The organism is Amycolatopsis cihanbeyliensis, assembly GCF_006715045.1.
Classification (GTDB): domain Bacteria; phylum Actinomycetota; class Actinomycetes; order Mycobacteriales; family Pseudonocardiaceae; genus Amycolatopsis; species Amycolatopsis cihanbeyliensis.
Genome location: NZ_VFML01000001.1, coordinates 1,154,154 through 1,177,634, shown reverse-complemented (window position 1 = coordinate 1,177,634; position 23,481 = coordinate 1,154,154). Strand labels below are relative to the sequence as shown.

Here is a 23,481-nt window from a genome sequence, read left to right as displayed (position 1 = left end):
GGAGCTGTCTTCGCGGGTGCGCCGCGACTACTGTCGCAGGCAATCCGTTGGGCGGGAACCATCTGGTCGTACCGTGGTTCCCGCCTCGGGCCACGTGCGTGAGACCGAAGGCACGGTGGAGTCGCCGGGTCTCGCCACCATTTCGTGGGTGGAGGAACCTCATGGGTATCGCGATCTCGGCGGAAGGGCTGTGCAAGCGCTACGGCAACGTGGAAGCGCTGAAGGATGTCGACCTCACCGTCGACTCCGGCACCGTGTTCGGCGTGCTCGGTCCGAACGGGGCCGGGAAGACCACACTGGTGCGCATGCTGGCGACCCTGCTGGAGCCGGACGCGGGCAGCGCCAGCATCGCCGGCTTCGACGTGGTCCGGCAGGCAAGGGAAGTGCGTAAGCGGATCGGCCTCACCGGCCAGTACGCCGCGCTCGACGGTTGGCTGACCGGCAGGGAGAACCTGACCCTGATCGGCACGCTTTACCATATCGGCCGCAAGCGGGCCAGGGAGCGCACTGCCGAGTTGCTGGAGCGGTTCGACCTGGTCGATGCGGCCGACCGTCCGGTAAGGACCTACTCGGGCGGGATGCGGCGGAGGCTGGACCTCGCGGCCAGCCTGATGGCTCGACCACCGGTGCTCTTCCTGGACGAGCCGACTACCGGGCTCGATCTGGTCAGCCGCGCGGCGCTGTGGGACATGGTCAAGGAGCAGGTGGCCGCCGGCGTCACCGTGCTGCTGACCACGCAGTACCTCGAGGAGGCCGATTATCTCGCCGACCGGATCGCCGTGATCGACAAGGGCGGCGTGGTCGCCGAGGGCGCCCCGGACGAGCTGAAGCGGAGGGTCGGCGGCGAGCGGCTCGAGATCTCGGTGTCGACCACCGAGATGGCGGCGGCCGCGATCGAGCCGCTCACCGAGGCGCAACCGGCCACCCCGGTGGTCGACGACTCCGGGCTGCGGGTCTCGGTGGCACTGGAGACCGGCGTGCGGGGCATCGCCGCCGCCGCGAACGCGCTGGAACGCGGCGGTATCGACGTCGTCGACTTCGTCGTCAGGCGACCGTCGCTGGACGATGTCTTCCTCGAGCTGACCGGAAATCGCCGGCACGGCGACGGCGCGAGAGACGTCGCCGCCGTGGCCAACGGAACGGGAGCAGTGTGATGACCGCGATGAACCTGCTGCTGAGCGATTCGGCGGCGCTGATCGGCAGGCACCTACGGCACACCAAGCGGGTCCCGCAGAAGCTGATCAGTGCCACCATCATGCCGGTGGCGATGGTCGTCATATTCGGTTACCTGTTCGGTAGCTCGATGCAGGTACCGGGCGGTGACTACAAGGAATACATCATGCCCGGCATCTTCACGATGGTGATGCTCGCCGGGATATCGACCACGGCTGTCGGCGTCGCCACCGACCTGCACAACGGGCTGGTGGACCGGTTTCGCTCGCTGCCCATCTCGCACGTTTCGGTACTGATCGGACGTACCGTTTCGGACCTGGTGACGACCGTCATCTCGTGCATGGTGATGACGGCCGTCGGGTACCTCATCGGGTGGCGGATCAGCGGTGGGGTGCTGGCCGTGCTCGGCGGCTTCCTGCTGATCTTCCTGCTCGGCCTGGCGATGGCCTGGCTCGGGGCGTGGATCGGGCTCGCGATGCGTAACGCGGAGGCGGTCAACGCGATCGGTTCCTTCGTCACCATGCCGCTCGCCTTCCTCTCCGCGGCGTTCTTCCCCCTCAGCAACCTGCCCGGCTGGCTGCGCACCGTCGCCGAGTGGAACCCGGTCAGCGCGGTGACCACCGCGGCGCGGGAGATGTGGGGCAATCCCACCGGCATCGGGGCGGACGCCGGCCTGCCGGTGCGGAATCCGGTCTTGTTCTCGCTGCTGGGCCTGGCCGTGCTGTTCGCCATCGCCGTACCGAAAGCCGTTCGCGCCTTCCAGCGCGCGGCCGCTCGCTGACCTGGCCCCGCGGGAACAGGACCCGCCCGCACCGCCGGTTCCGTCGCCCGCGCACCGGGCGGCGGAACTCGCCTGCCGCAAGGCCCCCGGTTCCTCGCCTCGGGCAGGCGCCCACTCGGCGCCCCGCCGCCCTCGCCGACCGGCCGCGCCGCGTGCTCGGCAACAGGCATTGATAGAGAGATTCTCATTTCAAATCTTCGTGGTGCCCCCCGCGCGCATTCCTTCCGTACGTCGCAGGTGAGTAAGCTCGAACCGGTGCACAACGTCGGCGCCTGATCGACTGTCGGCGGGAACCGGCCGGTTTCCTGGCGAACAGTTTCCGATTTCGTCTTGACATTACCAGGCGTGTGACGGTTACGAAGACGGCTAGGGAGCTCTGCGAGTGAAGCGGTCACGGATCGAGGACATCCTTCCCCTGTCGCCACTGCAGGAAGGCTTGCTCTTCCAGGCGCAGTACGACGACGATGCCATGGACGTCTACACGACCCAGCTGGCGGTAAAGCTGGAGGGTGAGCTGGACGTGCGGGCGCTGCGCGCCGCCGCGGGCACCGTGCTGGGCAGGCACGCGAACCTCCGCGCCGGGTTCCGCAGGCGCAAGAACGGCGAGCCGATGCAGGTGATCCAGCGCGACGTCGAGCTCCCCTGGTCCGAGCTGGACCTTTCCGGATGCACCGAGGACGAGCTCTCCGACCGTCTTCGTGAGTTCCTCGCCGGCGAGCGCGCCCAACGCTTCGACCTGGAACGCCCGCCGCTCCTGCGGTTCACGCTGATCCGGTTGTCGGCGGACAGCTACTGGTTCGTGCTGACCACGCATCACATCCTCCTCGACGGCTGGTCGAGCCCGCTGCTGATCCAGGAGCTGCTCACCCTCTACGCCGAGGGCGGCCGTGCCGACGCGCTCCCGCCGGTGACGCCATACCGGAACTACCTTGCCTGGCTCGGGAAACAGGACCGGGAGGCCGCCAAGGAAGCATGGCGGGACGCGCTGTCCGGTGTGGACTCGCCGACGCTGGTCGCGCCCGCGGCGAGCAACCTGGTGACCAGTCCACCGGAGGACGTGCTCACCGAGCTGTCCGAGGAGGTCACCAGCGGGCTGACCACGCTGGCGCGCGAGCACGGCCTGACGCTGAACACGATGGTGCAGGCGGCGTGGGGCCTGCTGGTCGGGAAGCTCACCGGCCAGAACGACGTGGTGTTCGGTGGCACCGTTTCCGGTCGACCCGCCGACATTCCGGGCGTGGAAACCATGATCGGGCTGTTCATCAACACGCTACCGGTGCGGGTTCGGGTCGATCCGGCCGAGTCCTGGCTGGAGCTGCTCGACCGGGTGCAGCGTCAGCAGGGCGAGTTGCTGGACTATCACCACATCCCACTTTCCGAGGCGCAGGCGCAGACCTCGGTCAACGGCAGGCTTTTCGACACCCTGGTGGTCTTCGAGAACTACCCCGTCGGCGGCGGTGACGGCGACGGCATGCAAGCGGGCCCGTTGCGGGTCACCGGCGCCACCGGGCAGGACGCCACGCACTACCCGCTCACCCTGTTCCCCATCCCCGGGCGCACGTTGCGGCTGCGCCTCGGCTACCGGCCCGACGTGTTCGACCGGGAGGAGGCCGAGCGCGTCCTCGAGCGGCTGGTCTCCGTCCTGAACCAGCTCCACGACGCTCCGTCCCTTCCGGTCGGCAGGGTTGATGTGCTTTCTGGGGTTGAGCGGGATTGTGTGTTGGTGGGGTGGAATGGTTCTGGTGGTGTTGTGGGTGGTTGTTCTGTGGTGGGGTTGTTTGAGGGTGTTGTGGGTGTTGGTGGGGATGGGGTTGCGTTGGTGGTGGGTGGGGAGTGTGTGTCGTTTGGTGAGTTGAATGTGCGGGTGAATAGGTTGGCGCGGTTGTTGGTGGGTTTGGGTGTGGGGCCGGAGTGTTTGGTGGGTGTGGCGTTGCCGCGTGGGGTGGATTTGGTGGTGGCGTTGTTGGCGGTGTTGAAGGCGGGTGGTGGTTATGTTCCGTTGGATGTGGAGTATCCGAGGGAGCGGGTGGAGTTTATTGTGCGGGATGCGTGTCCGGGTGTGGTGTTGACGGATTCTGTGGTGGGGGGTGTGGTTCCTGATGTGGAGGGTGTGTGTCGGGTGGAGTTGGATGATCCGGTGGTGGGGGATTGGTTGGTGGGGTTGTCTGGTGAGGATGTGTTGGTGGGTGAGTTGCGGGGTTCGGTGTTGTGGTCGAGTGTGGCGTATGTGATTTATACGTCGGGTTCGACGGGGCGTCCGAAGGGTGTGGTGGTGTCGCGGGGGAATTTGACGAATTTTGTGGTGGGGATGCGGGATCGGTTTGGTTTGTCGTGGGGTGATCGGTTGGTGGCGGTGACGACGGTGGCGTTTGATATTGCGGTGTTGGAGTTGTTTGTGCCGTTGGTGTCGGGTGCGGCTGTGGTGGTGGCTGGGCGTGATGAGGTGCGTGATGTGGCGCGGTTGGGTGAGTTGGTGGAGGTGTCGGGTGGTTCGGTGGTGCAGGCGACGCCGACGTTGTGGGAGGCGTTGGTGGCGGAGTGTCCGGATGTGGTGGCGGGTGTGCGGGTGTTGGTGGGTGGTGAGGCGTTGCCGGTGGGGTTGGCGGAGCGGTTGGTGGGGTTGTCGGGTGAGGTGACGAATTTGTATGGGCCGACGGAGACGACGGTGTGGTCGACGGCGTCGGTGGTGGGTGAGGGTGTTCCGGTGATTGGTGGGCCGGTGTTGAATAATCGGGTGTTTGTGTTGGATGGGGGGTTGTGTCCGGTTCCGGTGGGTGTTGCGGGGGATTTGTATATTGCGGGTGAGGGTGTGGCTCGTGGGTATCGGGGTCGGGTTGGGTTGACGGCGGAGCGGTTTGTGGCGTGTCCGTTTGGTGGTGTGGGTGAGCGGATGTATCGGACGGGGGATGTGGTGCGGTGGCGTGGTGATGGGGTGTTGGAGTTTGTGGGGCGGGCTGATGATCAGGTGAAGGTTCGGGGTTTTCGGATTGAGTTGGGTGAGGTTGAGGCTGTGTTGGCGGGGTGTGTGGGTGTGGGTCGGTGTGTGGTGGTGGTGTCGGATGGTGGGGGTGTGCGTCGGTTGGTGGCGTATGTGGTTCCGGTGTCTGGTGGTGTGGTGGATGTGGGTGTGTTGGCTGGGTGTGTGGGTGAGCGGTTGCCGGATTATATGGTGCCGTCGGCGTTTGTGGTGTTGGATGAGTTTCCGTTGACGCCGAATGGGAAGGTGGACCGTAAGGCCCTACCCGAACCCGACTTCGCGGGAATGGTCACCGACGATGTTCCCCGGACGCCGCAGGAGGAGATCCTCTGCGGGCTGTTCGCCGAGGTTCTCCGGTTGGGCAGGGTCGGTATCCACGACAACTTCTTCGACCTCGGCGGGCACTCGCTGCATGTCACCAGCCTGGTCAGCCGGGCACGCGCGGTGTTCGCCGTCGAGCTCCCGGTGCGCGCGCTCTGGGAAGCGCCGACCGTTGCGCAGCTGGTGACGAGGATCGGCGGCGCGGCGGAGGCCCGCCCCGCCGTCCGCGCGGTGGAGCGGCCGGAGCGGATACCGCTGTCCTATGCTCAGCGCCGGCTCTGGTTCATGAACCGTTTCGACACGGACAACTCCGCGCACAACCTCAGCATGGCCCTGCGGATCAGCGGCGAGCTGGACCGGGAAGCCCTGCGCCTGGCGTTGCGCGACGTCGCGACCCGGCACGAGAGCCTGCGGACGGTCTGCCCTGAGGTCGACGGAACGCCGTACCAGGAGATTCTGGACCCGGAGATGGGCTGTCCCGAACTCAACGTGGTTCCCGTATCCGAGGAAGAACTCGACGACGCCGTCGCCACCGAGGCACGGCGGGGCTTCGACCTGACGGCCGAAACGCCGCTGCGCACGACGCTGTTCGCGCTGAACAGGAACGAGCACGTGCTGGTCATCGCGCTGCACCACATCGCGGGCGACGGCATCTCCCTGCAGGGACCGTTCTTCACCGACCTGGCCGAGGCCTTCGTCTCCCGGATCGGGGGGCACGCGCCGTCCTGGCAGCCGTTGCCCGTGCAGTACGCCGACTACACCATGTGGACCTACGATGTGCTCGGCTCGGAGAGCGATCCGGACAGCGCCATCCGGAAGCAGCTGGAGTTCTGGCAGGACCGGTTGAGTGGGCTGCCCGATGTCCTACCGCTCCCGACCGACCGCGCTCGACCGGAGAAGGCGGACTACACCGCCGACACCCTCGCCGTCGAGCTCGGGCCGGAACTGCACGGCAAGCTTGCGGCGCTGGCAAGGCAGTCCGGGACGAGCCTGTTCATGGTGTTGCAGGCGGGCCTTTCGGCCTTGCTGTCCGCGCTGGGCGGGGGCCAGGACGTGCCACTCGGTTCCCCGGTCGCCGGCCGTAACGACAGCGCGCTGGAGGGCCTGGTCGGGTTCTTCGTGAACTCGCTCGTGCTGCGGACCGACCTTTCCGGCAACCCGACCTTCGGCGAGCTGCTCACCAGGGTTCGGGAGTTCGACCTCGCGGCGTACGCCAACCAGGAGGTGCCGTTCGAGCGGCTGGTCGAGGTGCTGAACCCGGAACGCTCCCTTGCCTGGCACCCGCTGTTCCAGGTCTGGCTCAACCTGCAGAACCGCCGTCACCCGCTGGACGATCCGAGCGCGGCCAACACGACGGGACTGGACTTCGCGGCGCACCCTGTCTCGATCAACGCCACCCAGTTCGATCTCGCGTTCAGCTTCAACGAGACGACCGATACCGAAGGCGCCCCCACCGGCCTGGCCGGGTACGTCGACTACCGGCGTGACCTGTTCGACCGGGCCACCGTGCGAAGCATCATCGACCGCCTGGCGCGGCTGCTGGACACGGTGGCGGACGATCCGACGCAGCGACTCACCGAGATCGACCTGCTCACGCCGGACGAACGTGGGCTGATCATGGATTCGGCCAACGCCACGACCCTGGACCTGCCCGCGCGGACGTTCCCCGAGCTGTTCGCCGAGCGCGTGCGGTCGGCACCGGACGATCCCGCCGTGCTGGCCGAGGACACCGAGCTGTCCTACGCGGAACTCGACGAGCGGGCGAACCGCCTGGCACACGTGCTGCGCGCGGAAGGTGCCGGGCCCGAGCGGGTCGTCGGGCTCCTGCTGCCGAGGTCGGTCGACTGGATGGTCGCGGCGCTCGCCGTGCACAAGGCCGGTGCGGCCTACCTGCCGATCGACCCGGAGTATCCCGCCGATCGGATCGCCTACCTGCTGAGCGACGCCCGACCCGGTGTCGTGGTGACCACCGAGGCGCTGTCGGCCACCCTCGGGGAGCTCGACCCCGGGCGGCCACTGGTGCTGGATGCCCCCGCGACGGCGCGCAGGGTCGCGGACGCGCCGAGCGGGGCACCGGATGTCCCGGTCAGCCCGCGGAACCCGGCCTACCTCATCTACACCTCCGGTTCCACCGGCAGGCCCAAGGGTGTCGTCGTCCCGCACGCCGGGTTCGTCGGCCTGGCCGCCGCGTACCGGGACGCGATGGGGCTCGGCCCCGGCAGCCGGGTGCTGCAGTTCGCCTCGCCCAGCTTCGACGCCGCGTTCGCCGAGGTCGTGCAGGCGTTGCTGACCGGAGCCGCGCTGGTGCTGGCGCCGCCGGAACGGCTGAGCCCCGGCGCGCCGCTGGCGGCGCTGCTCGCCGAGCGGGGCGTCACGCACGCGACGATTCCCCCCGCGGCGCTGGGCGCGATGGCGACCGACGAGCTGCCCGCTGGCATGGTGCTGCTGGTCGCGGGCGAGGCCACGCCGCCGGAACTGGTCGGCAGGTGGTCCGCGGGCCGGACGATGATCAATGCGTACGGCCCGACCGAGACCACGGTCTGCGCCACGATGAGCGGCCCACTGGCCGGTGCGGTCGTGCCACCGATCGGCACGCCGATCAACGACACCCGCGCGTTCGTACTGGACTCCATGCTGCGGCCGGTACCACCGGGCGTGACGGGCGAGCTGTACGTCGCGGGCGCCGGCGTCGCCCGTGGATACCTTGGTAGGCCCGGCCTGACCGCCGAGCGGTTCGTGGCGAACCCCTTCGGTTCCGGGGACCGGCTGTACCGCACCGGCGACCTTGCCTGCTGGACGCCGGAAGGCGAACTGACCTTCCTGGGCCGCACCGACGAACAGGTGAAGGTACACGGGTTCCGGATCGAGCTCGGCGAGATCAGGTCCGCGCTGCTCGCCCAGCAGGAGGTGGCCAGGGCCGAGGTGGTCGTCCGCGCGGATCCGCAAGGAGACCGGCTGGTCGCCTATGTCGTGTCGGAACCGGGCGTGACCCCGGTGCCCACCGAACTGCGTGACCGGCTGGCCGCCGAGCTGCCCGGCCACCTGGTGCCGTCCGCGGTCGTCGCGCTGGAGGAGTTCCCGCTGACTCCGAACGGCAAGCTGGACCGCAAGGCGCTACCCGCCCCGGAGTACGTGACGTCCACGGGTGACCGGCCGCGCACCCCGGTAGAGGAGACCCTCTGCGAGCTGTTTGCCGAGATCCTCCGGCTGGACAGGGTGGGCATCCACGACAACTTCTTCGACGTGGGTGGCGACAGCATCATGTCCGTCCAGCTTGTCCGTCTCGCCCGCAAGGAGGGCGTCAAGCTGTCCCCGCGGGACGTGTTCGAGTACAAGACGGTGGCAGGGCTGGCTGCGGTGGCCACTGTGGACACACCGGCGGGGCAGGTCGCGCCGGCCGCGAGCGAGGAGGGCATCGGGTCGGTGCCGCTCACCCCGATCATCCACTGGATGCGCGAGCGCGGCGGTGGCGTCGGCCGGTTCAACCAGACCATGATGCTCGTCGTGCCCGCCGAGCTCGGCGCGGACAGCCTGGAGAAGGCGGTACAGGCGCTGCTCGATCGGCACGACGTGTTGCGGATGCGACTGCGCCGCGCCGGCGGCGTGGTGTGGAACCTGGATATTCCGCCACGTGGCGAGATCCGCGCGGCCGACCACATCCGCAGGGTCGACACGTCCGGGATGGACAGTGCCAGGTTCCGGGCGTGCGTCGCCGAGCAGGCCGAGGAGGTCTGGGGCGGGCTGGACCCGGAGAGCGGGAAGACCGTCGAGTTCGTCTGGTTCGACGCCGGCCCGCGGCAGCAGGGCAGGCTGCTGATCGCCGCGCACCACCTGGTGGTGGACGGGGTGTCCTGGCGCATCCTGGTGCCCGATCTCGCTCAGGCGTGGACCTCGGTGAACGCGGGGCAGACCCCGGAACTGGAACCGGTGCACACCTCCTTCCGCGAGTGGGCGCAACGGCTGAACGACGCCGCCCAGCAGCAGGAGCGCACCGAGGAACTCCCGGTCTGGCTCGACGTGCTGAACGAGCCCGACCCGCGGCTGGCGGACCGGCCGCTGGACCCGGAGCGCGACGTGACCGCCACCGCGCGGGTGCAGATGCTGTCGCTGCCGACCGAGCTGACCTCGGCGCTGCTCACCACCGTGCCCGCGGCGTTCCACGCGGGGATCAACGACGTGCTGCTCACCGCCTTCGCGGTCGCCCTCGCCGAGTGGCGCGAGCGCAGGAGCGGAGAGGGCGGCAGTCCCGTGCTGGTCAACATGGAGGGCCACGGCAGGGAGGACATCTTCGACGACGTCGACCTCTCCCGCACGGTCGGCTGGCTGACGAGCCTCTTTCCCGTCCGGCTCGATCCGGGCCAGCAGGACTGGGATACCTTCCGCGCCGGTGGGCCCGCCGCCGGCAGGGCGCTCAAGAAGGTGAAGGAGCAGTTGCGTGGGCTGCCGGACAACGGGCTCGGCTACGGGCTGCTGCGTTACCTCAACCAGCAGACCAGCCCGCTGCTGGCCGGCAAGGCGCATCCGCAGGTGGGTTTCAACTACCTCGGCCGGTTCGCCGTCGGGACCCGGTCCGCCGAGCACGCCCTGCGGGAGTGGGACTTCGCTCCCGAGCCGGTGGACGCTCCCGGCAGGGACGAGGCCGACCGCCCGCTGGCGCACGCCATCGAGCTGAACGCGCAGACGCAGGACGGCCCGGACGGCCCCAAGCTGGTGGCGGCATGGACGTGGGCGAGCGAGCTGTTCACCGCGGACGAGATCCGGGAGCTCGGCGAGCACTGGTTCAGCGCGCTGGAAGCCCTCGTCCGGCATGTCGAGCGGCCGAACGCGGGCGGGCACAGTCCCTCGGACCTGCCGCTGGTGCCGCTGGCCCAGAACGAGATCGACATGGTCGAGGAAGCCGAGCCTGAGCCGCTCGAGGACATCCTCCCGCTCGCCCCGCTACAGGAGGGCTTGCTGTTCCATGCGCAGTACGACGAGGACGAGCTGGATGTCTACACCGCACAGCTCGGCGTCGACCTCGAGGGCGAGCTCGACGTGGAGCGGCTCCGCACGGCGGCATCGCTGCTGATGCGGCGGCACGCGAACCTGCGGGCGGGCTTCCACCAGCGACGCCTCGACCGGCCGGTGCAGGTGGTGCGCGCCGAGGTGGACCTCCCGTGGTTCGAGGTCGACCTTTCCGGCGACACCGGGCAGGAGCAGCGGGCCAGGCTGGGCGAGGTGATGACCGCCGACCGGGTGCGGCGGTTCGACCTCGAGCGGCCGCCGCTGCTGCGGTTCACCCTGGTGCGGCTGGGCGAGCAGCGGTTCCGGTTCGTGTTCACCAGCCACCACATCCTGCTGGACGGCTGGTCGGGCCCGCTGGTGATGGGCGAGTTGTTCCGGCTGTACGCGGCCGGCGACGACGCCGACCTGCCGCCCGTGGCCCCCTACCGGGACTACCTTTCCTGGCTGAGCGGGCAGGACCGGAAGGCCGCCGAGCGGGCGTGGCTGGATGTTCTGTCCGGAGTGGACGAACCGACGCTGGTCGCGCCGGAGGCCACCGGCCAGGTGTCCACCGTGCCCGACGACGTGCTGCTCGACCTGCCGGAGAGTGAGACGGCCGAGGTCACCGCGCTCGCCCGCCGGTGTGGTGTCACGCTGAACACCCTGGTGCAGGCCGCCTGGGGCATCCTGCTCGGCCAGCTGACCGGTCGCGACGACGTCGTGTTCGGCAGCACCGTGTCCGGGCGGCCGCCGGACGTGGCCGGTGTGGACACGATGGTCGGGCTGTTCATCAACACCCTGCCGGTGCGTGTCCAGCTCCGTGGCGAGGAGTCCTTGGCCGGGCTGCTCGAACGGGTGCAGCGGCAGCAGGGTTCGTTGATGAACCATCACTACCTCGGGCTGCACGACCTGCTGCGCCTGGTCGGGGTGGACACCCTGTTCGACACCATGACGGTCACCGAGAACTACCCGCTGGACGACGCGGCGTTCGGTGACTCCGCGGGATCCGGCCTCGGCGTGCGCACGGTCGGGGTCTACGGCGCGGACGCCAGCCATTACCCGATCAGCGTCGTCGTCATGCCGGGCCGCAGGTTGCGGCTGCGGTTCAGCTACCGGCCGGACCTGCTGGAGCGGGACTGGATCGAGGCTGTCGCCGGCCGGTTCCGCGCTGTGCTCGACTCGATGGTCGCCGACCCGGACATGCCGGTCGGGCGGGTCGAGCTGGTGCGCGGCGAGGAACGGCAGCGGGTGCTGGGCACCTGGAACGACACCGAGCGCGCGGTGCCTTCCGCATCGGTGCCCGAACTGTTCGCGGAGCGGGTGCGGTCCGCGCCGGACGCGCCGGCCCTACTGTCCGGCGAGGTCACGCTGTCTTACGCCGAGCTCGATGCGCGTGCCAACCGGTTGGCACGCTTCCTGGTGGAGCGGGGCATCGGGGCCGAATGCCTCGTCGCGGTCTCCGTTCCCCGCTCGCCCGAGCTGATCGTCGCGTTGCTGGCGGTGCTGAAGGCCGGTGCGGCATACCTTCCCGTCGATCCGGAGTATCCCGCCGAGCGCATCTCGTTCCTGCTGGAGGACTCCGCGCCGGTGCTGCTGCTGACCACCGGTCGGGTGGCCGGCGGGCTCCCGGATCCGGGGATCCCCCGCGTCCTGCTGGACGCCGAGGACACGGCCGCGGCGCTGGCGGCCCTTCCGGACGACGCGGTGGACCGCGCGGCGCCGGCCAGGTCGAACCCGGCCTACGTCATCTACACCTCGGGGTCGACGGGCAGGCCCAAGGGTGTGGTCGTCACCCACCGGGGCGCGGCGAGCCTGCTCGCGTCCCAGCTGGAACGCCTTGACGTGGGACCGGGCAGCCGGGTGCTGCAGTTCGCCCCGGTGAGCTTCGACGCGGCCTTCTGGGAGCTGTGCATGAGCCTGCTGTCCGGGGCGACGCTCGTACTGGCGCCCGAGGGCGGGCTCGCCGGCCAGCCGCTGGCGGACCTGCTGGCCGAGCAGGAGGTGACCCACGCGACCCTGCCGCCCGCGGTGGTGTCGGCGCTGCCCACGGGTGGCCTGCCGGACGGGATGACCCTGGTCGTGGCGGGTGAGGCGGCCACCCCGGACCTGGTACGGCAGTGGTCACCGGGGCGCCGGATGATCAACGCGTACGGCCCGACCGAGACCACGGTGTGCGCCACGATGAGTGAGCCGCTCTCCGGTGACACGGTGCCGCCGATCGGGCGGCCGGTGGCCAACAGCGGGGTCTACGTCCTGGACCACCTGCTGCGGCCGGCACCGGTGGGGGTGACCGGTGAGTTGTACGTCGCCGGAGCCGGGCTGGCCCGCGGGTACCTGAACCGGCCGGGTCTTTCGGCACAGCGGTTCGTGGCCGACCCGTTCGGGAAGGCGGGCGATCGGATGTACCGCACCGGCGACATGGTGCGGTGGCGGCAGGACGGGCAGCTGGAGTTCGTCGGGCGTGCCGACGACCAGGTCAAGCTCCGCGGCTTCCGCATCGAGCTCGGCGAGATCACCGCGGCGCTCACGGCGGATCCGGATATCGCCGCGGCCGCGACGGTCGTGCGTGCGGACCGGCCCGGTGCGCGGCAGCTGGTCGCTTACGTCGTGCCCGCGGGGGAGGGGACCGAGCCGGGCGCGCGGGAGCTGAGTGACCGGCTGTCCGGGAAGCTGCCCGAGTACATGGTTCCCGCGGCCTTCGTGACGCTGCCCGAGCTCCCGCTCACCCCGAACGGCAAGCTCGACCGGAAGGTGCTGCCGGCGCCCGCCACCGAACGGGCGGACTCGACCGGGCCACGCACCCCGCAGGAGGAGATCCTTTGTGGACTGTTCCGGGACGTCCTTGGAGCCGAGGTCGTCGGTGTCCACGACAGCTTCTTCGAACTCGGTGGGGACAGCATCATGGCGATGTCCCTCGTCGCCAAGATCCGGTCTACCTTCGGGGTGAAGCTGAACATCCGGACCATCTTCGAGGCGGTCACGGTGGCCGAGCTGGTGCCGCGGCTGGTCGGTGACGCCGAGCGGGACTCGCTCGACGTGCTGCTGCCGCTGCGGCCGACCGGCAGCAAGCCGCCGCTGTTCTGCGCGCCTCCGGTCGGCGGGTTGAGCTGGGTCTATTCCGTGCTGCTCCGGCACGTCGACGCCGACTATCCGATCTACGGCCTGCAGGCGAGGGGCCTTGCCGATCCGGAAGCCGAGCTGCCGGGAAGCGTCGAGGAGATGGCCGCCGACTACGTCGAGCTGATGCGCGGCGTGCAGCCGACCGGTCCGTACCATCTGCTCGGCTGGTCCCAGGGCGGCTTGGTCATCCACGCCATCGCGGCCCAGTTGCGAGCCGAGGGCGAGGAGGTCGGGCTGCTCGCCAATCTCGACCAGTACCCGATCGACCACGAGCAGATGCCCGCCGAGCATCAGGTCGACGAGCAGGAGACACTGCGTGGCCTGCTCGACCACGCCGGATACGACCTGGCACGGCTGGGCACGGAACGGGTGAGCTATGCCGAGGTGGCCGAGATCCTGCGCGAGCGGCAGAGCGTGCTGGCGACGCTCAGCGAGTCCGACATCGCTTCGCTGGCGAAGGTGTTCACCAACAACTGGCGAATACTGCGGGACTTCCGGCCCACCGTCTATCCCGGTGACCTGTTCATGGTCGTCGCCGAGCAGGATCGCGCGATCCCCGATACCGAGCTGGCCACGCGGGCCGAGCGCTGGCGGCCGTATGTGGATGGAAAGATCGAATATCGGGTGGTCGGCTGTACCCACGCGCATATGATGCAGCCGGAACCAGCCGCTGAGGTCGGCCGGATAATCACCGAAAAGCTGCGGGACATCAAATGACGGCCGTCACGCTCGAACCCGCTCCCGGTGCCGTTGCGCGGGTGATCCAGAACGGTACGGCGACTCGCGGTCGCCGTACCGGCATGAGTGGTCACCGCAGGTGGCGGTGGGACATGGTGCTGAGCTGAACAACCCGACTCTGGAAGGGGACACCGTGGAGGCGAGGACAAGTTGAGCACGCGAACGAGCAATGTGCCGGACGAGATCCTGGCGATCAACCTGGTCGATCCGAGTACATATATCGATAACGACATGACGGAGTACTGGCGGCGCTTGCGTTCCGAGTTTCCGGTCCATTGGCACCCGCCGGTCGACGGCAACCCCGGTTTCTGGGTGATCAGCAAGCACGCCGACGTGATGTCCGTGTACCGCGACGACAAGAACTTCACGTCGGAGAAGGGCAACGTGCTGGTCACCCTGCTGGCCGGAAGTGACTCGGCGGCCGGGCAGATGCTCGCCGTCACCGACGGCAAGCGGCACAAGGACCTGCGCAACGTGATGCTCAAGGCGTTCTCGCCGCGCGCGCTCAAGCGGGTGTCCGAATGGGTGCGGGAGAACACCCGTGAGCTGGTGGCGGAGGCGGTGCGGCGCGGTGAGTGCGACTTCGCCAAGGATATCGCGGCGCAGATCCCGATCACCACCATCTCGAACCTGCTCGGCGTGCCGGTGGAGGACCGTTCACACCTGCTCAACATGACCAAGTCGGCGTTGAGCTCCGACGACGCGGACCAGTCCGAGGCGGACGCCTGGCTGGCCCGCAACGAGATCCTGCTCTACTTCACCGACCTGGTCGCCGAGCGGCGCAAGGACCCGAAGGACGATGTCATCAGCGTGCTCACCCAGACCGAGGTGGACGGCGAGCTGATCAGCGACCACGACATCGTGTTCAACTGCTACAGCTTGATTCTCGGTGGAGACGAGACCAGCAGGTTGACGATGAGCGATCTGGTGCTGAGCCTGACCCAGCACCCGGACCAGTGGCGGCTGCTCAAGGACGGCGAGGTCGACCTGGACACCGCTACCGAGGAGGTCCTGCGCTGGGCCACCCCGGCCATGCACTTCGGCCGCACGGCGCTGACCGATGTCGAGGTCGGCGGGCAGCGGATCGCCGAGGGCGAGGTGGTGACGTTGTGGAACATCGCGGCGAACCGGGACGAGGCGGTGTTCGACGACCCGTACCGTTTCGACCTCGGCAGGAAGCCCAACAAGCACGTCACCTTCGGCTACGGGCCGCACTTCTGCCTCGGCGCCTTCCTCGGCAGGGTCGAGGTCAGGGAACTGCTGGACGCGTTGCGTTCCTTCACCACCGGCTTCGAGGTCACCGGCGAGCCACGGCCGATTCATTCCAATCTGATGGCCGGCGTCTCCAGGCTGCCGGTCCGGTTCCATCCGGACGAGAACGGGCTGGCGTCGGCCGGCACCTGACGCCGTTGCACCGCGAGAGGTGCCGAACCACGACTGGAGGGCTGGACTCATGGCCGAGCACACGACCGCGGAAGCCGAGCAGTTGGACATGGGCTTCGTGCGCGACCCGTATGCACTGTACGAGCGGTTCCGTGCGGAGCATCCGGTCCGGCCCGTGGTCTTCCACGGGTTGCGGATGTGGCTGGTGAGCGAGTACGAGGACGTTCGCGCCGTGCTCGCCGATCCCCGGATCCGCAAGAACCCGGCCCGGGTCGCGGAGCTGACCGCGCGCCAGCTCGGCCGGTCGGAGCAGGGCGCGCCCGCGGGGCAGCCGGACGCCGGTGAGCCCTCTCCCGGCCGGCGCATGCTGGTCGGGCACATGCTCAACATGGATCCACCGGACCACCAGCGGCTGCGTAAGCTGGTCAGCGCGGTGTTCACCGCGCGCCGGATCGAGTCGCTGCGCCCGGAGGTCGAGCGCATCGCCGACCGGCTGCTTTCCGGGCTGGCCGGCGAGCAGGTCGATCTGTTGCGGGCGTTCGCCTTCCCGTTCTCGATCACCGTGATCTCCGAGCTGCTCGGCGTACCCGAGCGGGACCGGGAGCGGTTCGCCACCATCGCGGACAAGATGATCGTCGCGGCTGGTGCGGATGACCTCGGCCAGGTGGCGGACGAGATGGCGGGCTACCTCGCCGGGCTGATCGCGGAGAAACGCCGGTCTCCCGACGACACGCTGATCTCGGGACTGATCCAGGTGCGGGACTCCGGGGACCGGCTCAGCGAGGACGAGCTGGTCTCGATGGTGTTCCAGCTGCTCGTCGCCGGTTATGACACCACGGCCCACCTGATCGGCAACGGGACGTTCGTGCTGCTGAGCCATCCCGAGCAGTTGGCGGCCCTGCGCGCCGATCGCTCGTTGCTCCCCAGCGTGATCGAGGAGCTTCTTCGCTACGAGAACTCGCTGCACGTCGCCACGCTCAGGTACACGAGCGAACCGGTGGACATCGGTGACGTGCGGGTCCCCGGTGACGAGTTCATCCTCGCCGCCCTCGGCTCGGCCAACCGTGACCAGCAACGTTACCCCGACGCCGACCGGTTCGACAGCACAAGGGACGCCGGGGGGCACACCGCCTTCGGGCACGGTATACACCACTGCCTCGGTGCCCCGCTGGCCCGGCTCGAGGCCAAGGTGGCGTTCTCCGCGTTGCTGGACCGGTTCGCCCGGATCGAGCTGGCCGTACCCGCCGCCGAGCTGCGCTGGCAGGCCAACATGACACGTGGGCTGGAGACGTTGCCGGTGCGCCTGGAATAGGGCGTTCCCGTCCCACCAGGGTGGAAACCACGATACTTTGGTCGGCAGAGTATTCAGATTCTTACGTTCCGCTTGAGCTCCCGGTGCGTGGCTCGTAGCGTCACCGCCGAAAGGGTTTGCCGGGGGTGGAGGATCGATGACCGAGCCGGTGGTCGAGGCGACCGAGGTCGGCAAGACATTTGGCGACGTGGTCGCGCTCGACCGGGTGAGTATCCAGGTGCCCCCGAACACGGTGCTCGGCCTGCTGGGCCACAACGGGGCCGGTAAGACCACCCTGATCAACATCCTCACCACGATGATCACCCCGTCCGCGGGGACCGCGCGGGTGGCCGGCTTCGACGTGGTCGGCCAGAGTAAGCAGGTGCGCAGGAGGATCGGGCTGACCGGCCAGCTGGCCTCGGTCGACGAGGACCTGACCGGCAGGGCGAACCTGGTGATGATCGCCCGGCTGCTGGGCGCGACCCGGCGCCAGGCCAGAACCCGCGCGGCCGAGCTGCTGGAGGTGTTCGGCCTCACCGAGGCGGCCGACCGCGCGGTCGGCGGTTACTCAGGTGGGATGCGGCGCAGGCTGGACCTGGCGGCTGGCCTGGTCGGGTTGCCGCAGGTGGTGTTCCTCGACGAGCCGACCACCGGCCTCGACCCCGGCAGCAGGGCCGCCATGTGGGAGATCGTCCAGCGACTCGTTGCCGAAGGCACCACGGTTCTGTTGACCACCCAGTACCTCGACGAGGCCGACCGGCTGGCCGACTCGATCGTGGTGCTGTCCCGCGGCAGGGTGACTGCCTCCGGGACGCCGACCGAGCTGAAGAGCCAGGTGGGGCAGCAGAGCCTGAGCATCCGGCTGCGCTCCGCATCCGCCGTGTCCGCGGCGTTCACGGCGATCCGGCAAGCCGGGTTCGGGCCGAGCAGGGACGACTCCCGGCAGCTTGTGGTCACACCGCTCGAGCATTCCAGCCGGATGGCCGCCGTCGTCCGCGCACTGGACGACGCGCGGATCGAACCGGCCGAGCTGGCGCTGACCGAGCCGACGCTGGACGATGTCTACCTCGCGCTGACCGGGAGCGGGGACGCCGTGGCCGAGGCGCACTCGGGGGTGCCGACATGACGGCTGTCTCCGAGCGGAAGCACGAGCGTGCCGTCCTCACCGGGCAGAGCTGGGAGGGGAGCGGCATCGGTACCCAGATCGTGGTACTGGCGGGCCGCTCGCTGCGGCCGGTGTTCTCCCCGACCCGGATCTTCTTCAGCCTGCTGCAGCCGCTCGTGCTGCTGTTGCTGTTCAGCCAGGTCCTGCGCGCCATCGGGGAGACGTCCTATTTCCCCGACAATGTGTCCTATGTGGACTATTTGATGCCCGCGATTATCGTGGTGACCAGCATAGCGGCGGCCGTGGGCACGGGAGTCGGGCTGGCCGCCGACATGAAGAACGGGGTGATCTCCCGCCTGCGATCCATGCCGATCAGCCGAGTTTCGGTGCTGGTCGGGCGCAGTATCGCGGGCCTGGTCCGCGCCGCGATCGAGGTGACCATCCTGCTGATCACCGCGATGGTGGTCTTCGAGTTCACGGCGGCGGGCGGGGTGCCGGGCATGCTGGGAGCCGTCCTGCTTTCGCTGGTCATCTCGTGGAGCTTCGGTTGGGTGTTCCTGGCCGCGGCGAGTTGGCTGGGTGGTTCGGAGAACCTGCACACGCTGAGCATGTTGCTGCTGATGGTGCTGCAATTCGGTTCCTCCGCGTTCGTGCCGCTGGCCAGCATGCCCGACTACATCGAGTTTTTCGCCGCGATCAACCCGCTCACCTACGGCATCGACGCGGCAAGGGCCATGGTGCTCGGCGAGCCGACCGGCGGCGCCGTGTTCATCACGGTGGGTGTCTGCACGGTGATCGCACTGGCCGGTGGCTCGGTCGCGGTGCGTGGCTTCAACAGGGAGTGATCGGTGTGTTTCCAGATTCACGGCGTACATCCTGATCGCAACGGGGTTCCGCAACCTGGGGGTGGTAACGATGTCATCTGTTTCCTGGGCCTGGACGACGAGGTCGGTCCACTATGCATGAGCAGGAGTTGAGGGCGTTCGTCCTGGTCAGCGAGACGGGTAGGATAGATGCGGCGGCACAGCAACTCGGCTCGTCACGGCTTGTCGTCGGCCAGCTGATCGCCTCGCTCGAACAGGCCCTGCAGGCGCAGTTGTTCGTGCACAGCGTGCGGGGTGTCCAGCTGACCCCGATCGGTAAGAAGCTCCTTCCCTCGGTCCGCGCGGCACTCGCGCTGTTCCAGGGGATCAAGGAGGTGTCGGGGGCGGCGGAATCGCGGGGCACCGCGTATCCGCGCGATATCACCCCTTTTCCGGAGAACCGCCCTCGCACGGTCTGACCGCCGCACCGCGTTCCCGGCATTCGCGGGGGAGGGCTGCCTGATCCTTGGCGGCCAACGGTGCTCGGCTCCGGTCACGCACCGCTCGAACCGGCCGGAACGAGCCCCCGGTGAACAACGTCAGTCGCTGGTGCCGCCGCACAGAACGTTGCCGCTGTTACGGATTGCCCGCCGGACGGGTGCCCTGAACGTGGCTTTCCGGACGCTCACCGTCGCGAACGGCACTATTGAGACATCTGACGTCTCAAACGCCACGTTCAGGGCACTTCGGGCCACTAGCTAGGCAACGTGGCTTGATACGGCACTAGGTGTGCGCGCCGAAGCATCGCCGCGAGATCCGGCCGTCCGCCGCACGCGCGAAGGGCATGGCGCAGGTCCTCGATGCCGCGCCCGCGTTCCGGGCGGCGGCATGACGGTCCGCCGGAGGCGCCTGCCCCGCGGACGGGTCGGGTCACCCGCTCGTGCCGCGACGTGGGCCGTTCGGCACGGTCATCAGAAGTGCCAGCTTCAAGTCCTCGGGTTCACCCACCGGTCGGTCGCCCACCTGGATCCAGCTGTGCGGGCGCGGTGGCGGGCTGGCGGTCACTCCGCTGCACCAGGTCGGCCAGTGGCCCTCGATCCGGCACAGCAGCGCGATTGCGAGAGACCGGGCCAGGCAGGCATGCCAGCCATGCAGCGGCATGCTGGCCGACAGCACCGAGCGGCGCGCCGCGGTAGCCTCGTCGAACGTGCTGGGCCGGACACCGTGGCACAGGCGCTCCAGCACCCGGCGCAGGCGGAGGGCGGGCAGCCGGGCGAGTAACCAGGCACCGGCGATCGCCAGCCGGGTACGGACCCGCAGGGGCAGCGAGCGGTTCCGGTCGCGTTTCTCCCATGGGATCATAATCGGCAACGTCATGGCGCCAGCACTCCGGAGTCTCGCAGGTCGCTCAGCAACGCGGTGACATCCTGCTCGGCGCGCTGCCGGTCCACGTCGAAGGCACCGACGACGGCATCGACGGCGCCCGCGACGTCACCCCCGTCACGCAGGATCCGAACCACCGTCGCCGCCGTGGGGTTGAGCTGGAAATACTGACCACTGCGCAGATCAAGGAGAACCACGCCGTAGTCGGTCTCGGTCATGGTCACGTGTTCGTGGAAGGTCATCGTCATCCTGGGAGCACCCTTTCCGGGAGCGCGGTCCGCGCCCACGCCTCGCAGGCCAGTGTCGTGTCGAGGCCGTTGTCGGCCATGTCCTTGGCGTCCGGCGTGGCGCACAGGGCACGCACCCGTTCCGGGTCGATCAGCTCGAGCGCCCCGAGCGCCGAGTCGTCCCAGATCGTGGCCAGCCGGGCCCGCTGCCGGCGCAGGCTCGGCGCGTTGGCGCTGCCCGACTTGGTCTCCCGCTCGGTCATCTCCTCGGGGAGGATGCCGCGCATGGCCTCGGTGAGCAGGCCCTTGTAGGCGAAAGGGGACGTGCGATCCTCCACCCGCACCGACAGCGCCGCGTCCACCACGTGGTCGTCCAGGTACGGCGCGGCGGCGGGAATGCCAGCCCGCCTGGTCAGGTCGTCGAGCACGGCGAAGTCCTCGGCTGCGATGTCCAGCGCGGCCAGCTCGATATGCCTGCCGCGGGTGGGACCCAGCGGGGCGGTACCGTCGGCCGCGGTGAGTTCCCGCTCGATCAACCCGATCGCCTCCTCGGTGATCCAGGCCGGCAGCCGGGGCGGGTAGAGCCAGTCCAGTCGCACGGTGCGGTAGGTCATCGCCTCCGTGTTGCGCGGATCGACCGAAGCCAGCGCGGTGGCGAAGTCGCGGCGATCCACCAGTGCCCGCAGGGTGTCCTTCCACTTCCAGGAGAACAGCGCCCGGTAGCCCCGCAGCCGCTGCCAGCTCAGCAACGGTCGCCGCAGCAACAGGGAGTGGTAGTGGGCGGGCAGGCCGAGAAAGAGCAGGTCGCCGCCGAAGCCGGTGAGCAGGGTGCGCGCACCGAACTCGCGGGCGCACCGGGCGGTGGCGGTGATCCGGTTCCGGACGGTGACCGTCGCCGAGGGAGCGTCGAAGCGGTCCTCGCCGTCGAACACATCCTCGTAGAACTTCGGAAGTCGTGCGCCGTCGAGCACCTCGTGCCGCACACCGGGCAGATGCGCAGCCGCCCGCCGGGCCCAGCGAGCGTCGGCGCTGGTCCGCGCGTCGTCCACCGCGGTGACGGCGACCAGGTCCTTCGGCGGCAGGTGGCGGGAAGCCAGGAACGCCACCGACGTCGAGTCGTGGCCGCCGGAGAAGTCCGTGCCGACCACACCCCCCGGCTCCGCGCGCAGGGCGACCGCGGTCGCCAGCTCGGCCCGCACCCGCCCCGCGCCGTGCGAACCGGGCAGCCCCGGCTCCGGTGGCCGGTGCCACCGCCGGTGGAGCGGCGCGCCGGCCCGGTCACCCATCAGCAGGTAGTGCCCGGGCGGTACCGGGGTGACGCCGTGCCAGGACGGAAGCAGGTTGAGCGGGTACGGGGTCGGCAGCATCAGCCTGGTGGCCAATGCCGATCGGTTCACGTCGGCACCGGTCAGCCGCGCGAGCACCGCGGCCCGGTCGGCCGCGATCACCGTGCCGCCGATTTCGGTGTGGTACACCCTCCGCACCCCGTAGGCCGTGCCCTGGACCCTGGTGTACCCGTGGACCGAGCCGATCAGGTGGTAGCTGCCCGCCCACCGCCGGTGCAAGGTGGTCAGCGCGTCGAGGTCGTGCAGGGCCCGTGCCTGCGCGAGCAGCGCGGCGCGGTCCGCCCCGAAGGTACCGACGATGGCGAGCCCGCGGTCGCCGGTGTGTACCGCGAGCATTTCCTCGTCGCGCCAGCGTCCGACCATCCAGGGCCGGCCGGACGGGTACCGGATCGTCCGCAGATCCGCCGCGAGCGCGGGCAGCCGTGCCACCTCCGGACCCACTTCCGTGTCCGGGAGGACGACGAAGAAGTGGTTGCTTCCGAGCATGGGTGCCCCCAAGGCGCGATAGTGGCCGGGGCGTGGCGTCACCGACGAGCAGACGGTACGTCACGCCCCGGTACTGGACGGTCCGTCAGAACCAGCCCCGGTTCGAGGTTCCGTCCGCGATAACCACCACGATGCTACCGGTCTCCTCGTCATAGGAGCCGATGTTCTCCATGGTCGGCGGCTCGTACAGATCCTTCTCCACGATTTCCTCCTTGTGTTGGTTCCCGGTTACCCGGGATACTCACGATCAACAAGAGTCGTCGGGCGAGCAACGACGATTCGAGAAGTCTTGGGCCTCCTTGACATCCACGCCCCCGGGCCGGTGAACGGTGTAAGCGGTACTGACACGCCGGGTTCGGCCTGCCGGGGCCAGGTTCGCCCCGCAGGTCGTGCGCGGCGTCAGAGCCGGTTGCGGGGGCGAACGAGGTGCCGGGATCTCCGAGGACACCGTCTCGGCGACCACCGGTACCGTGTATCCGGTTATTTTCGTGAGACGCGATTATGGTGAAAATCCTGTGGGCGTGCCGGTGTGGTTCGTTGCTCCACTTGGAGGAGCGTCCTCAGCGTGCACTGTAGACAGTCAGGAGGTGTCGGTTGCACGTGCGCGACTACGTCTTGCCGAAGTCGGGCGAAGCCGCGGTGGGGAGTTGGGTCGGATGGGATGGCGCGGGGGTGGAGGCGCCGGTCCGTGGCACGTGGAGCGCGTCAGCAGCCGTCGCGACTCCTGCTTAGCTGGAGATCCGGCAGCTCAGCGCTGTGCGGTTCGTACAACATCAGCATGCGACCGTGTGTGTCGTGAGCCGCGGCTTTCCGCAACGGTGAGGTTTGAGCGGCCCAGGCGTAGCCGGCCCGGGTGACTGCGGGGTCGAGCTCTGGCGGGCGGCCCTTTGCGGAGCCGGAACCCAGCCGGCGGTGTTGGTGCCCATGCCGAACAGCGGGCGTGCCGGTCGCGCAGGTGGTCGAGTACGTACCAGTGTCAACGGTCGTCGTGATCTCCGAGCGTGTGGGCTTCGGCTCTCCGGGCTGGCGGACATGTGGGTCACTCGGTGGTGTCGAGTGGAGCGGGATCATCCCTTGCTCGGTCGGCCAGCGCATCCCAACCGGCCAGATGCGCCAAGCGGTCCTTGAACTTGCCCCACGTCGCCGCCCGCACCGAGTCCTTCGACCGGTCGAACTCGCTGCGCCCGCTCGCCGGATCGACCCACAACAGCCACTCCAACCGGGTCCGCTGCGGTCGAGCCGCCACCGTGGTGACCATGCCGCCGTTGACCTCGGCGCGGACCGAGGCCGCCATCGTGTCCGTCCGATACGACTCGCACCCGACCTCCACGGCGTCGCCCGGCCCAGCTCGCCGCGCGCGTGCT

At 69.0% G+C, this 23,481-nt stretch carries 12 protein-coding genes; 8 read left to right on the top strand and 4 right to left on the bottom strand.

Features of this window, described 5'->3' with window-relative positions:
• The first annotated feature begins 161 nt into the window (after positions 1–161).
• The 8 genes from FB471_RS05090 to FB471_RS05055 all read left to right on the top strand — a co-directional run bounded on the left by FB471_RS05090 (position 162) and on the right by FB471_RS05055 (position 19,154).
• Complete coding sequence (locus tag FB471_RS05090) at positions 162–1,154, top strand: ATP-binding cassette domain-containing protein (RefSeq protein WP_141996172.1); 993 nt, start codon at positions 162–164, stop codon at positions 1,152–1,154.
• Positions 1,154–1,954, top strand: coding sequence for an ABC transporter permease (locus FB471_RS05085; protein WP_246076244.1), 801 nt, complete (start codon positions 1,154–1,156; stop codon positions 1,952–1,954). Before FB471_RS05090 ends, FB471_RS05085 begins: the two co-directional genes overlap by 1 nt.
• Positions 1,955–2,336: 382 nt before the next feature.
• Positions 2,337–14,072 carry a non-ribosomal peptide synthetase gene (locus FB471_RS05080; RefSeq protein ID WP_141996171.1) on the top strand — a complete coding sequence of 3,912 codons (11,736 nt, stop codon included), beginning with the start codon at positions 2,337–2,339 and terminating at the stop codon, positions 14,070–14,072.
• Between the two features lie 171 nt (positions 14,073–14,243).
• A complete protein-coding gene (locus tag FB471_RS05075) occupies positions 14,244–15,497 on the top strand; it encodes a cytochrome P450 (protein WP_246076243.1) in 1,254 nt (417 codons plus the stop codon).
• 49 nt (positions 15,498–15,546) lie between these two features.
• Entirely contained in the window at positions 15,547–16,788 is a 1,242-nt protein-coding gene (locus FB471_RS05070) for a cytochrome P450 family protein (protein WP_141996170.1), read from the top strand.
• A gap of 136 nt (positions 16,789–16,924) precedes the next feature.
• Entirely contained in the window at positions 16,925–17,893 is a 969-nt protein-coding gene (locus tag FB471_RS05065) for an ATP-binding cassette domain-containing protein (protein ID WP_141996169.1), read from the top strand.
• Positions 17,890–18,717 carry an ABC transporter permease gene (locus FB471_RS05060; RefSeq protein WP_141996168.1) on the top strand — a complete coding sequence of 276 codons (828 nt, stop codon included), beginning with the start codon at positions 17,890–17,892 and terminating at the stop codon, positions 18,715–18,717. The genes FB471_RS05065 and FB471_RS05060 overlap by 4 nt, the downstream gene beginning before the upstream one ends.
• A gap of 113 nt (positions 18,718–18,830) precedes the next feature.
• Entirely contained in the window at positions 18,831–19,154 is a 324-nt protein-coding gene (locus FB471_RS05055) for a LysR family transcriptional regulator (protein ID WP_141996167.1), read from the top strand.
• 451 nt (positions 19,155–19,605) lie between these two features.
• Here the strand turns inward: FB471_RS05055 and FB471_RS05050 are convergent, their stop codons facing one another.
• The 4 genes from FB471_RS05050 to FB471_RS05035 all read right to left on the bottom strand — a co-directional run bounded on the left by FB471_RS05050 (position 19,606) and on the right by FB471_RS05035 (position 23,411).
• On the bottom strand, positions 19,606–20,052 hold the full coding sequence (locus tag FB471_RS05050) for a lasso peptide biosynthesis B2 protein (protein ID WP_211357947.1): 447 nt from the start codon (positions 20,050–20,052) through the stop codon (positions 19,606–19,608).
• Entirely contained in the window at positions 20,049–20,306 is a 258-nt protein-coding gene (locus FB471_RS05045; RefSeq protein WP_141996166.1) for a lasso peptide biosynthesis PqqD family chaperone, read from the bottom strand. The genes FB471_RS05050 and FB471_RS05045 overlap by 4 nt, the downstream gene beginning before the upstream one ends.
• On the bottom strand, positions 20,303–22,117 hold the full coding sequence (locus FB471_RS05040; RefSeq protein ID WP_141996165.1) for an asparagine synthase-related protein: 1,815 nt from the start codon (positions 22,115–22,117) through the stop codon (positions 20,303–20,305). The genes FB471_RS05045 and FB471_RS05040 overlap by 4 nt, the downstream gene beginning before the upstream one ends.
• A gap of 1,039 nt (positions 22,118–23,156) precedes the next feature.
• Complete coding sequence (locus FB471_RS05035; protein ID WP_141996164.1) at positions 23,157–23,411, bottom strand: hypothetical protein; 255 nt, start codon at positions 23,409–23,411, stop codon at positions 23,157–23,159.
• Positions 23,412–23,481 lie beyond the last annotated feature (70 nt).

Coding starts and splice junctions, on each gene's coding strand:
- FB471_RS05090 (WP_141996172.1), top strand. CDS start 162: ATGGGTATCGCGATCTCGGCGGAAGGGCTGTGCAAGCGCTACGGCAAC.
- FB471_RS05085 (WP_246076244.1), top strand. CDS start 1,154: ATGACCGCGATGAACCTGCTGCTGAGCGATTCGGCGGCGCTGATCGGC.
- FB471_RS05070 (WP_141996170.1), top strand. CDS start 15,547: ATGGCCGAGCACACGACCGCGGAAGCCGAGCAGTTGGACATGGGCTTC.
- FB471_RS05065 (WP_141996169.1), top strand. CDS start 16,925: ATGACCGAGCCGGTGGTCGAGGCGACCGAGGTCGGCAAGACATTTGGC.
- FB471_RS05060 (WP_141996168.1), top strand. CDS start 17,890: ATGACGGCTGTCTCCGAGCGGAAGCACGAGCGTGCCGTCCTCACCGGG.
- FB471_RS05055 (WP_141996167.1), top strand. CDS start 18,831: ATGCATGAGCAGGAGTTGAGGGCGTTCGTCCTGGTCAGCGAGACGGGT.
- FB471_RS05050 (WP_211357947.1), bottom strand. CDS start 20,052: ATGACGTTGCCGATTATGATCCCATGGGAGAAACGCGACCGGAACCGC.
- FB471_RS05045 (WP_141996166.1), bottom strand. CDS start 20,306: ATGACGATGACCTTCCACGAACACGTGACCATGACCGAGACCGACTAC.
- FB471_RS05040 (WP_141996165.1), bottom strand. CDS start 22,117: ATGCTCGGAAGCAACCACTTCTTCGTCGTCCTCCCGGACACGGAAGTG.
- FB471_RS05035 (WP_141996164.1), bottom strand. CDS start 23,411: ATGGCGGCCTCGGTCCGCGCCGAGGTCAACGGCGGCATGGTCACCACG.